The following is an 11,118-nucleotide window of genomic DNA, read 5'->3' on the forward strand; positions in this document are numbered from 1 at the left end:
CGTCCAGTGACTATTTTGTGTCTAAAGGTCTAAATTGTTTTCATTGTATGGGTAATTGGGTATAATCACTAAGCTACCAGAATCAGAAGGGAAGTCCACAATGAAAAAATCGAAAAGTATCGTATTTAAACTGTCCACGCTTATTATAGGAGTCTTTCTCTTACTATTTGCACTCTATGCATTTGGAACTATGATCTACACCCACAGCATTACTGTCAATGATGCTGAGGAACTGGCAACAAAAGATACAGAACGAGTTGCATTAAAGCTAAGTGAACAGTTTAAGCAAACAGATGAATCGCTTAGTACAACAAAACGAGTATTGGAAACGATGAATTCGAATTCGAAATTAGCTGCGACGGATGTATTATCAGTTCTTCAAGCAAATCTCGAAGGAAATCCGAATGCGGTCAGCATGAGTGCTGTGTTTGAAAAAGGGGTTCTTTCTACAGACGGTCTATCAGATTCTGATCAGAAACTTATAGATTCTGAAGGACGATTTATTCCTTTTTTATTGAAAACCGAAGATGGCATTCAAATAAATTTTGCAAGTGGCTATGAAGAATCAGGCGGGGGTGATTGGTACTTAAAACCGAAGTCTGATAAAAAATCTTATTTCCAAGAACCGATTTCGTATGAGGTAGATGGAAAGAACATGAGCTTCACTTCATTAACAGTGCCGTTACTATCTAAAAGCGGTGACTTCACAGGGGTTATTAGTGCGAATATGTCACTGGAATTTCTAGCTGGATTAACAAAAGAAATTGCCCCTGAAGGCGGATATGCTTCCGTGATATCTGATGATGGCGTTCTGATCCAAAACAGTCTGAAAGAGCAAATGAATAATTCGAATATGAAGGACGCCATCGATTGGCAGCCCGTGAAAGACAAGTTAAAGGCAGGAAAAGCAGATTCACTGTATGTGGATTCGAAAACCTATAACGAAAAAGCATTTAACGCCTTTGCACCGATTACGTTGAATGGTTTTGAAGAGACTTGGTCCGTACAAACGGTATTGCCGCGCGGGGTCATCATCGGACCGTTTGAACGCATTGTCATTTTTACGCTAATTGCGGCAGCTGTTATCGTTGTATTAATGGGTCTTGTTACGGCGTTCTTTGTTTACCGCCATATAAATCCGTTGACACGCGTACAGCAATCGATGGAAATGGCAGCTTCGGGAGATTTAACGGAACAAGTTGATGTGAGTAAGCTGAAACAAGACGAAATTGGCTCTGTTGCTGTTTCATATAATCACATGCTCAGCCAAACAAATGAAGCACTTGCAGAAGTGCTGTCTGCTTCATCACGGCTTACAGATTCGTCCGCACAGGTAAATCACGCATTTGAAGAAATCGTTGCGTCTAGCCAAGAGGTATCAGTTGCGACCGAAGAGATTGCTCAAGGAGCATCTAAACAATCGGAAGATACGGAAGAGACGAGCCACCGCATGGGAGATCTGGCAGAGCAGATTACTGCGATTTCTGCACTCTCTGAAAATATGGATGGCTTATCCCGTCAAACGGTAGAGTCTACGCAAAACGGACTTACAGAAGTCGATCGTCTGCGCGAACAAAATGAGCTGGCGAACCGTATGAACGAACAAGTGGAGCAGCAAATGACAGCCTTAACGGATAAGATCTCAGGGATTAACAGCGTTATCACATCCATACAGGACATCACAGCCCAAACAAACTTGCTGGCGCTTAACGCGAGCATTGAAGCAGCACGGGCAGGTGAGCATGGCAAAGGATTTGCTGTAGTTGCTGACGAAGTGCGGAAGCTTGCAGAGCAGTCAAGTCGTGAGACAGGAACGATTCAGCAGACTGTTCAAGAAATTTTAGACCAATCCAAAGCCACCGTTGAAGTAATTGCTCAAAATACAAAATCGATGAAGAGTCAGAGTGAGTCTGTAGCAAGTACAGAAGAATCATTCGCGCTTAATGCACAGCTGACTGATGAAATGAATAAAGCGATTGCAGAACTCTCTGCGAATCTCTCTGAAATGATTGTGAACAAAGATCAGGCAATCCTGGCAATTCAAAGCGTTTCAGCAGTTTCAGAAGAGACCGCTGCATCTGCGGAGCAAGTAAGTGCATCTTCAGTCGCCCAGCAGCAAGAGTTGGAGCGTGTTGCAGACTCGGTCCAGCAAATGACAAGAATCGCTAGTGAACTTCAACAAGTCGTTGAACGGTTTGAACTCGCAAAACAGGAATAGAACCATAAGATGTGAACTTATAAAACAGAGGGTGAGATTTCAAAATTTCTCCTCTGTTTTATATTTGCCATGCATGAAAATGCATCTATCTGATAAGCCGAATAGGAAGAAAAGAGCAAGGATTTTGTTTCTAATAATTTGGAGCGGTACAAGTAACGTTCCAGCATGAATGTGTGATAAACTAATATTTCGAGGAAAAATCCCGGGTGTAAATCACTTGCAGGTGAAGAAGAAAAATTTACGTCCCTTTTTGCCTATTTACTGTTTTGACACAAGATGTTAGGGTAGATAAAGAATATAAACACTATATATAGTGCTGATGCCGAAATGCCGTCATAAAGGCTTTCGCAGGGAACGCCTCTGAAACGCGTTTTCTCAGCTCTTTTTTAATTGCTAAAATATGAGAGAAAATGGAAGGAGACGGTCGGTATGACACTAACCCGCGAAACGAATGATACAACACGCGTGCTGGAAGCTTTACAGGAGGAATTTGGTGCGGAACGAATTGCACCACTCACACAAGCGAGTGATAAATGGCTTTTAAAACATGCTGAGGGCGGACTTGCAGAATGGTCAAAAGCGATGATTCTTGAATCGTTAAGTCTAATTGATGAAGCATCCAGTTATTGGACGTTTGTCGCAGCACGTCTTTATTTGCAAAAATTGTATGCCGATCAGCAACAGCTTCGCGGAGCGGCGGTTTATTCGAACTTTGCGGGTCACGTCGCGTCTCTTGTCGAACAAGGTCTTTACACGGAAGACTTGATGAAAAACTATTCAACAGACGAATTGACAGCAATCGGAGCTCTCATTAAACCCGAGCGGGACAAGCTGTTTACATATATCGGCTTGAAAACGCTGATGGATCGCTATGCAGCGGTAAACTACTCGAAAGTTCCTGTAGAGCTGCCCCAAGAGCGCTGGCTTGTCATTGCAATGACTCTCATGCAGCGCGAAACAGGCGATCGCATTGGTAAAATCGCTGAAGCCTATTGGGCGATGAGCAACCTGTACATGACAGTTGCAACGCCTACGCTATCAAATGCAGGAAAACCGCATGGCCAGCTATCCAGCTGTTTCATTGACACAGTCGATGATTCATTAACTGGAATTTATAATAGCAACACCGATATCGCAAACTTATCGAAATATGGCGGCGGAATTGGCGTCTATATGGGGAAAGTACGCTCACGCGGGTCATCAATCCGCGGATTCAAAGGCGCTTCAAGCGGAGTTCTTCCTTGGATCAAACAATTGAATAACACAGCAGTAAGCGTAGATCAGCTTGGACAGCGTCAAGGGGCGGTAGCTGTTTATCTGGATGTTTGGCATAAAGATATTTTCACATTCCTGGATCTTAAATTGAATAACGGAGATGAGCGTCTTCGCGCACATGATATTTTCACAGGTGTCTGCTTGCCTGACTTATTCATGGAAGCTGTCGATGCCCGTGCTGACTGGCATTTGTTTGACCCGCATGAAGTTCGTACGGTAATGGGATATTCACTAGAAGACTCTTATGATGAAGCGAAGGGTGCCGGTACATTCCGCGAACGCTACGAAGCGTGTGTGAATCATCCGGAAATTTCGAAAGAGACTGTGCCGGCGATTGAAATTATGAAACGTATTATGCGCAGCCAGCTTGAAACAGGTACGCCATATATGTTCTACCGGGATGAAGTGAATCGTGCAAACCCGAATAAGCACGCAGGTATCGTGTATTCAAGTAACTTATGTTCAGAAATCATGCAAAACATGAGTGCTACGGAATTTGAGTCTGTCACATTGGAAGACGATATCGTAGTGACACGTTCAAAACCAGGTGACTTCGTAGTTTGTAACTTATCCTCCGTCAACTTAGGGAAAGCTGTTCCTGCAGGCGTGCTGGAGCGTTTAATTCCCATTCAAGTCCGCATGCTCGATAACGTAATTGATTTGAACAAGATTCCTGTCGTTCAAGCACAGCGTACCAATAGCCGTTACCGCGGAATTGGACTTGGCACTTTCGGATGGCACCACCTGCTTGCACTTGAAGGCATTCAATGGGAGTCGGATGATGCAGTTGAATTTGCGGATCGTCTGTACGAGCAAATTGCATACTTAACGATTCGATCATCTATGGAAATTGCCGGTGAAAAGGGAGCATATCCATTATTCGAAGGTTCAGACTGGGAAACAGGTGCATACTTCGACAAACGCGAATACGTATCAGAAGAATGGAATGAACTGCGTAAAAGTGTTGCTGAAACGGGCATACGCAACGGATATCTAATGGCCGTTGCACCGAACAGTTCAACGTCTGTTATCGCAGGCTCTACAGCTTCGATTGACCCTGTATTCAAGCCGTTCTATCATGAAGAAAAGAAAGATTATAAATTACCGGTCATTGCACCGGATTTGAACCACAATACGTACGATGTTTACCGTCGTTCTGCATATATTGTCGATCAGCGCTGGTCGATTAAGCAAAACGCTGCGCGTCAGCGTCACATTGACCAATCAATTTCGTTCAACTTCTATGTACCGAATAATATCCGTGCTTCCGTGTTGCTTAATCTCCACTTGCAAGCTTGGAAATCGGGCATGAAAACAACGTACTATACGCGTTCAACTGCTTCAGAAATTGAGGAGTGCGAATGGTGTCATTCTTAATTGCCTATGCTTCATGGAGCGGCAATACTGCAGAAACTGCGGAACTGATTGAACAGACATTAGCTGCCGGCGGAGCATCTGTTAAGATGCATCGCATTGGCACGGGTCCTGTGCCGGATTATCGAGAGTTCGATGCGATGATCGTCGGTTCCTTCACATGGGACCAAGGTTCTACACCTGACGAAGTGAAGGATTTCGTACTGGATGTTGGAGCAAAACCAGATCATGTGTATGTATTTGGAACGGGTGATACACAATTCGGCGGTGATGAGTTGTTTTGCAGCGCTGCTGTGAAGTTGGCCCGTTTTTATAACTCAGCGCTTGAGCCGCTGAAAATTGAACAAAGCCCGCGTGGTGCGCAAGAAATTCGCGTGACAGCCTGGGCAGAAGGAGTGCTAGACCATTGGAGACACTTACACGAGTTAACGTACTGAATCCAGCAAATCCAAACAAAGCAACTGCGATTTTTGGCGGGGAAGCGAGTGGTATCCTGAACTGGAACAACTTAGCGCACCCTCATTTCTATACATTGCGCCAGCGAATCCGTGCATTGTTCTGGACAGCGAACGAAGTGGATATGACACAAGATGTGAAGCAATTCGCCAATCTCTCTAAAGCGGAGCAAGATGCTTTTTTAAAGATTATCGGTTTGTTAGCAACGCTTGACGGTCCGCAGACAGTTATCGCGATGAAGATTGCAGACTTTGCGACGGATCCATCCGTTAAGTCAATCATGGCAACAATCGCTGACCAAGAGAGCGAGCATAACCACAGCTACGCATACGTACTGTCCTCGGTGACTACTTACGACAAGCAAGTGGAATCGTTTGAGATGGGACGATCAGACGAAGTACTAATGAAGCGAAACGAACGCATTGTTGAGATTTACAATGAATTCGCAACAAATCCAACGATTGAAACCGTACTGAAAGCAATGGTTTACACAACGCTGCTTGAAGGGCTGTTTTTCTACAGTGGATTTGCGTTCTTCTACAATTTAGCCCGTCATCAGAAGATGGTCGGTACGTCAACAATGATTTCGTACATTAACCGTGACGAGCTGCAGCACGGAAAAGCAATCAGTGACATCTTCCGCGCGGCGCTTGCGGAAAACCCAGAGTACAATACAGAAGAGTTCACGGAATGGATTTACGATCAGTTCCGTTACTCCGTAGAGCAAGAAACAATCTGGAGCCGCTATGTGCTCGCTGATATCGACGGTATTGACTTGGATGAAATGGACGGCTATGTAAAATACCGCGCCAACAAAATGCTTCGCATGCTCGGGCTCAGTGAGATCTATCCGGAATTCATCGACAATCCTATGAAGTGGATCCGTGCGTATACGGACAACTTTGATGGCACGAAAACGGACTTCTTTGAGCAGACTTCCCGTCAATACGTGAAAACTAGTGACTTAAACGGTTTCGACGATCTATAAACAATTAAAAAGCCAAGCATTCAGCGTCTTGCTGAATGCTTGGCTTTTTCTATGGGAGAACATTAGACTGCAAGTACGGTTTTTCCAATTATACCTATGTAACTTTTCTGGAGATAGGGAAACCTCCTATCTTTTTATCAACCCTGTACTAATTATTGAAAAGGGCGATTCGTCAAAGAACAGTACCGAAAACTTAAAAGTATCTACATGGACTCAATCAGTCCGTTTCAACGGAACTTTTTGAGTAAACTTCCGTATATAGATTAAGAAAGAGTTAATTGAGATATTATAATTATTAGGCGGGATGCAAATGATTATTATGCTATCGGTTATTGTATTGTTTCTAGGATTAGGAGTTGTATTAATAAACGGCAAAGGATCTTTTTTAATTGCAGGATTTAACACACTGCCTTCAGAAGAGAAAGAAAAGGTTAATGTGATTGCGCTCTGTAAATTTATGGGTAAAATGATGTTTGCTTTGTCATTTAGTATGCTTTTTTGGTTACTTGGTGAAGCTTACGATAGTAATTGGTTGTTCTGCATGGGTCTAATTCTATTTTTAGCTTTAGTGGTCTTTATGCTTATATTTATAAATACCGGAAATAGATTTAAAAAGTAGAAAACGTTTCTATTCAAATACCAACCCGTTATAAGTTTTAATTTCACAAATGAGAGCATTAATCCAACGTGGTTTGCGCTTTAAACAGCACACTTTGTCGGGAGGATAACCACATTAGGAATGATAGTTGTGCAGGTATAATCATATTGGTAGCTATCTGCACATTTTTTTAAAAATGAGCGCAATCCGGTTATGAGGATTGCGTTTTAATTTTTCTTGTCGGGTTTTCTTAGACCTTCCATTACTTGATAAAATACTTTTTTGAACATCGTTCTGTTTACATATGTGAAAGTTGAAAAAGGTTCAAAAGACGAAGTAAGCGATTTTATAAAAAGTATTTTGTTTCTAATATTAAAACCGATACTTTTTGTTAAATCATACGTCTATGTTTGTTAAGGGGTTTGAAAATCTTGGTAGATGATTTTGAAGAAGTCTATTTGGAGTATAGCGACAAGATTTATGGCTTTATTTTTCTGCTTGTACGACATAAAGAAACTGCTGAAGATTTGACGCAGGAAACGTTTTATAAGGCCATAAAGAGGCTAGATCATTTTAAAAACCAAGCTTCACTTTTAACATGGCTCTTGAAAATAGCTCGAAATGTGACCTATGACCACTTTAGAAGGAAAAGAATTATCCGATTTATTAGTTTGGGAAATGAAAACGAGATTGACTCTGAAAGTCCATCTCCTGAGAGCACAGCAATGAATAAAGAGGAAATCACTCAATTATATTCAGCCTTATACAGACTGAAAAATGACTATAGAGATGTACTGATTCTTAGAAAAGTAAATGAATGTTCTATTAAAGAAACGGCCTATATATTGGGGTGGACGGAAGCGAAAGTGAAAGCGAAAATGACCAGGGGATTCGTGGCATTAAGAAAGGAATTTGACGGAAAGGAAGGTTTTATAAATGGATCCATCAAAAGAATTTGATGAACTTTTCCAGAGAATGAAGAATATTGAACGTGCCAACGAAGCACGGAGAGATAGTCTGCACAAACTGCAAGATAAAGTAAGAAGAAAAAAAAGAAATGGAACACCAATATTCATTTTTATCGCAATGGTAGCAATAGCCTCTTTCCTCGTTTTAAGTTTAGGTAAAACCGAAGAGCCTCCTACTCCTTTAGCTGCGGGCGTTGTGGAGAAGGATCCCAACATAGGTGCTATTCAAGCTGTTCTTGAACACGAATTTACGGGTCCTGACGAAGAATACCTGCAAATTGCTGAAGACATATATAAGCAACAGACAGATCCATCCTATGAAGGATATGTTGGAACGGACAGATCACCAGATGAGGCAGAGAGGATCACGTATCTCGAAGATGCCTACTTATCTTATTTTACTAAAGCTGGATTCGACTCTTTTGTTAAAAATACCCCTGCAATGGCAGCACACATTTTTGGATTGGATTATCGATTGACTATCTCTGATATTACAGCATCACAAGTTGAGAATCAGAATTCACCTACAGCGTATGGTTTCACTGGACAAGTGAAATATGAAGACAAAACAGATGTGACGACATCATTCAAAATCAGCGGGGTTGCAATTATTTCAGAGGAAGGCAAGATTGATATGATTTCTATTTCTCATGGCGGATTACTAGATTGGATAGATGAAAAGCTTAAGTAGATAGCCTTAGTGCAGCAAAAGGGTGCATTTACGAGAGGATTAGACTTTTTTGGATTGGCATTATCTTTCTGATTCTGCTGTTACCGATTCATTAACGTGGTAGAATATATGTAAGCAGCTACATAAAGCGGATGGGCGGTTGGCACTCCCTTGAGAAAGGGGGTGCTTACATGGTGACATACGAGGCAATGAACATGTTATTCCAATTTGGGATGTTCCTCGCAGCAATGGCGACAGCCGTTGTAGCGACGATTGCTCTATTCATCAACAGAAAAAAGTAACCACCCTCCGCTAACGGCAAAGTAAGCAGGGTAGTTACCTTTTTGTAAAGACTCTTTGATTACTGGCCAACCGCACTTCATGCGGATGTCAGCTGCGCGACCGGGTGTTTGCGCACCTGGTCTTTTTTTAGTATATGCTTAGTTTACCACAATTATAATAAGAATACACATGTTTACAGACTTCTTTGAGAATGAACGGAATTGAAGATAACGTATTCCGTGTTCAGAGGCTTAAACAGTATAAGGCTTGTGTTTCAAACGTGCCAATTTACAGGAAAACACTAAGGGGGAATATACTTTGCAATTAGGACTAAAAAACGATGAAGTCAGATTAGAAAGCTACACACCCGAATGGAAAGATGAATTTATTAAAGTCAAAAAAGAATTAATGGAGTACACAAAGCTTGAGGATTATCGCATTGAGCATATTGGAAGTACAGCGATCACAGGTATGTCTGCAAAACCATTAATAGATATCGTAGTAGGCGTTGATGATCTACAAGAGGTGGATAAACCGTTATTGAAAAGCTTTAGTAAGGCAGGTTTCTTAAGGTTGAGAGTCGAGAGACCTGGGGAGATTGTGCTAGCATAGTTTTCCGATGACACCTACAAAGAAAAGACTCATTTTGTCCACTTAGTCGAATATCAAAAAGAACTTTGGAACAATCTTATCTATTTTAGAGACCATCTAAATTCAAATGAAGACGCAAGCAAGCAAGCAAGCAAGCAAGCAAGCAGTATTTGGAAATAAAACTAGATTATCTAAAAGCATCTCTATGATGTGCTTTTTTGCAACCAATGAAATGTATATAAGATTGTATATGAGTATTGCCATACAAGATTATAAAATTGCTTTTTCCTAGGTTTTTAAACTTGCTGAGATTAAGAAAATCAGAGTCCTCGCAAAAAAACAATAGGTAATGATTCTAGATATAACGTTTGGATGGCACTTTCTAAATACGGAACTAATTTTAAATTCAAACTCACGCGTCCGTCTTAAACGCAGATCAACAGGTTCACATATAACTCTATATAAGTGCCAATGTGAAACTCATGGATTGATCATAATATTAAGCGATATCATTTCATTCACATGTATAAAAATCACATTCCATGTTTAGTGATCATACTAGCCGACACACCGGCTGCCATTGAAGATATCTTAGTCGATTCGCTTTTTTTGTAAGTATTACTCTCTGAGCGTTTAACTTCTTGTATGCAACTCCTCGTTTTCCAACAACTCCTGCCTCCCACCTACTTAAAGCTTTCATACTCATTCAAAAGCAAGGCAATCTGCTGAATTTGATGCTTATTTGCTGTAGAGAGTTCAGTGCCTCCATGAGGAATGATGCTATAGCCTGCAAATAACACCTTATCTGATAGTCCTAATAACGATGCCCGTGGAATATTTGTGATCTCTGCGAACTGTGTTAAACGCTTAGATGTCATACGACGGTCCCCTTTTAAGAGCCCTTGTAAAAGCACTTCGCTTACATCCATCAATTGAGCCATTTTTGTATTCGTCATTTGATTTTCTTCCATCCATTGATTCAGTAATAATGCCGTGTGTTTAACGTCCATCGCAATCACCTCATTACTAGTATAGTGTAATTCGCGGGGATTGTACGTGATTCAAAATCCGGATGTACGAATTAATCTGTACTTCCTAAATAGACGGTTTCAGAAACCGCTTCTCCAATTCTACACTTCGCAAAAGTAGAAATTTCTACTTTTGATTTTAATTGAACACAGGTTGCGCATACTCCATTGCAATGGATTTCCCGATTTGCCTGTTGAATTTCCGAAGTAACCTCCAGCGTCTACCTCTATGTTTCCACATGAGCTTTGTGAGAGTGGCTAGTTCATCAAACAGTGCATCCATATGCTCATTGTACAGGCTCTCTGTTTGCACCCCCTCCAAATCCCTTACTTAACCGGAAATCAGACCTGATACTGGGAGAGCGAAATAGGACTTCCCCTCATATCTGTTGAAAGGATTCAAAGCTATACTCAAGCAAAGGCACAATTCATGACAGTGAAATTGTGTGAATTTAAGGGTTTTATTCTGAAAATTCTTACCGGTGATAGATGCCTGAAAATAGCGGGGTTTCTATATTCCCGGGGATTAGAGTTATTAAACTGATACTTTATATCAAGATTTTTTGTGAGAAAAAAGAACTGATTTTGGTAATAGGGAAAACCCTAATATGAAATATTCAGAATAGGGTATAGGATGAAACCATAGAAGGATTTTTAGATTGCAGTTTTT

General features: G+C 41.2%; 10 protein-coding genes. 9 read left to right on the forward strand and 1 reads right to left on the reverse strand.

The window, feature by feature from the left end:
• The first annotated feature begins 100 nt into the window (after window positions 1-100).
• From PGH26_RS01030 to PGH26_RS01070, 9 genes are all read left to right on the forward strand, one after another.
• The gene (locus PGH26_RS01030) at window positions 101-2,218 is read left to right on the forward strand and encodes a methyl-accepting chemotaxis protein (protein WP_323692183.1); all 2,118 of its coding nucleotides are present in this window, start codon (window positions 101-103) and stop codon (window positions 2,216-2,218) included.
• 429 nt (window positions 2,219-2,647) lie between these two features.
• Entirely contained in the window at window positions 2,648-4,870 is a 2,223-nt protein-coding gene (locus tag PGH26_RS01035; RefSeq protein WP_323692184.1) for a ribonucleoside-diphosphate reductase subunit alpha, read from the forward strand.
• Window positions 4,855-5,304, forward strand: coding sequence for a flavodoxin (locus PGH26_RS01040; protein ID WP_323692185.1), 450 nt, complete (start codon window positions 4,855-4,857; stop codon window positions 5,302-5,304). Before PGH26_RS01035 ends, PGH26_RS01040 begins: the two co-directional genes overlap by 16 nt.
• Window positions 5,274-6,311, forward strand: coding sequence for a ribonucleotide-diphosphate reductase subunit beta (locus tag PGH26_RS01045; protein WP_323692186.1), 1,038 nt, complete (start codon window positions 5,274-5,276; stop codon window positions 6,309-6,311). The genes PGH26_RS01040 and PGH26_RS01045 overlap by 31 nt, the downstream gene beginning before the upstream one ends.
• A gap of 310 nt (window positions 6,312-6,621) precedes the next feature.
• Window positions 6,622-6,930 (forward strand): DUF3784 domain-containing protein, encoded by a 309-nt coding sequence (locus tag PGH26_RS01050; RefSeq protein ID WP_323692187.1) that lies wholly within the window; start codon window positions 6,622-6,624, stop codon window positions 6,928-6,930.
• Between the two features lie 410 nt (window positions 6,931-7,340).
• Entirely contained in the window at window positions 7,341-7,868 is a 528-nt protein-coding gene (locus tag PGH26_RS01055; RefSeq protein WP_323692188.1) for an RNA polymerase sigma factor, read from the forward strand.
• The gene (locus PGH26_RS01060; RefSeq protein ID WP_323692189.1) at window positions 7,846-8,568 is read left to right on the forward strand and encodes a hypothetical protein; all 723 of its coding nucleotides are present in this window, start codon (window positions 7,846-7,848) and stop codon (window positions 8,566-8,568) included. The genes PGH26_RS01055 and PGH26_RS01060 overlap by 23 nt, the downstream gene beginning before the upstream one ends.
• 170 nt (window positions 8,569-8,738) lie before the next feature.
• Window positions 8,739-8,849 (forward strand): putative holin-like toxin, encoded by a 111-nt coding sequence (locus PGH26_RS01065; RefSeq protein ID WP_323692190.1) that lies wholly within the window; start codon window positions 8,739-8,741, stop codon window positions 8,847-8,849.
• Window positions 8,850-9,147: 298 nt separating this feature from the next.
• Entirely contained in the window at window positions 9,148-9,441 is a 294-nt protein-coding gene (locus tag PGH26_RS01070) for a GrpB family protein (protein ID WP_323692191.1), read from the forward strand.
• A 662-nt stretch (window positions 9,442-10,103) separates the two neighbouring features.
• On the opposite strand, the gene PGH26_RS01075 is transcribed toward PGH26_RS01070, so the two are convergent.
• Window positions 10,104-10,430 carry a hypothetical protein gene (locus PGH26_RS01075; RefSeq protein WP_323692192.1) on the reverse strand — a complete coding sequence of 109 codons (327 nt, stop codon included), beginning with the start codon at window positions 10,428-10,430 and terminating at the stop codon, window positions 10,104-10,106.
• Between the last annotated feature and the right edge of the window lie 688 nt (window positions 10,431-11,118).

The organism is Sporosarcina jeotgali (assembly GCF_033304595.1).
Taxonomy (GTDB): domain Bacteria; phylum Bacillota; class Bacilli; order Bacillales_A; family Planococcaceae; genus Sporosarcina; species Sporosarcina jeotgali.

What these genes read in the sequence shown, in the direction of transcription:
- PGH26_RS01030 (WP_323692183.1), top strand. Translation starts at nt 101, where the DNA reads ATGAAAAAATCGAAAAGTATCGTATTTAAACTGTCCACGCTTATTATA.
- PGH26_RS01035 (WP_323692184.1), top strand. Translation starts at nt 2,648, where the DNA reads ATGACACTAACCCGCGAAACGAATGATACAACACGCGTGCTGGAAGCT.
- PGH26_RS01040 (WP_323692185.1), top strand. Translation starts at nt 4,855, where the DNA reads ATGGTGTCATTCTTAATTGCCTATGCTTCATGGAGCGGCAATACTGCA.
- PGH26_RS01050 (WP_323692187.1), top strand. Translation starts at nt 6,622, where the DNA reads ATGATTATTATGCTATCGGTTATTGTATTGTTTCTAGGATTAGGAGTT.
- PGH26_RS01060 (WP_323692189.1), top strand. Translation starts at nt 7,846, where the DNA reads ATGGATCCATCAAAAGAATTTGATGAACTTTTCCAGAGAATGAAGAAT.
- PGH26_RS01065 (WP_323692190.1), top strand. Translation starts at nt 8,739, where the DNA reads ATGGTGACATACGAGGCAATGAACATGTTATTCCAATTTGGGATGTTC.
- PGH26_RS01075 (WP_323692192.1), bottom strand. Translation starts at nt 10,430, where the DNA reads ATGGACGTTAAACACACGGCATTATTACTGAATCAATGGATGGAAGAA.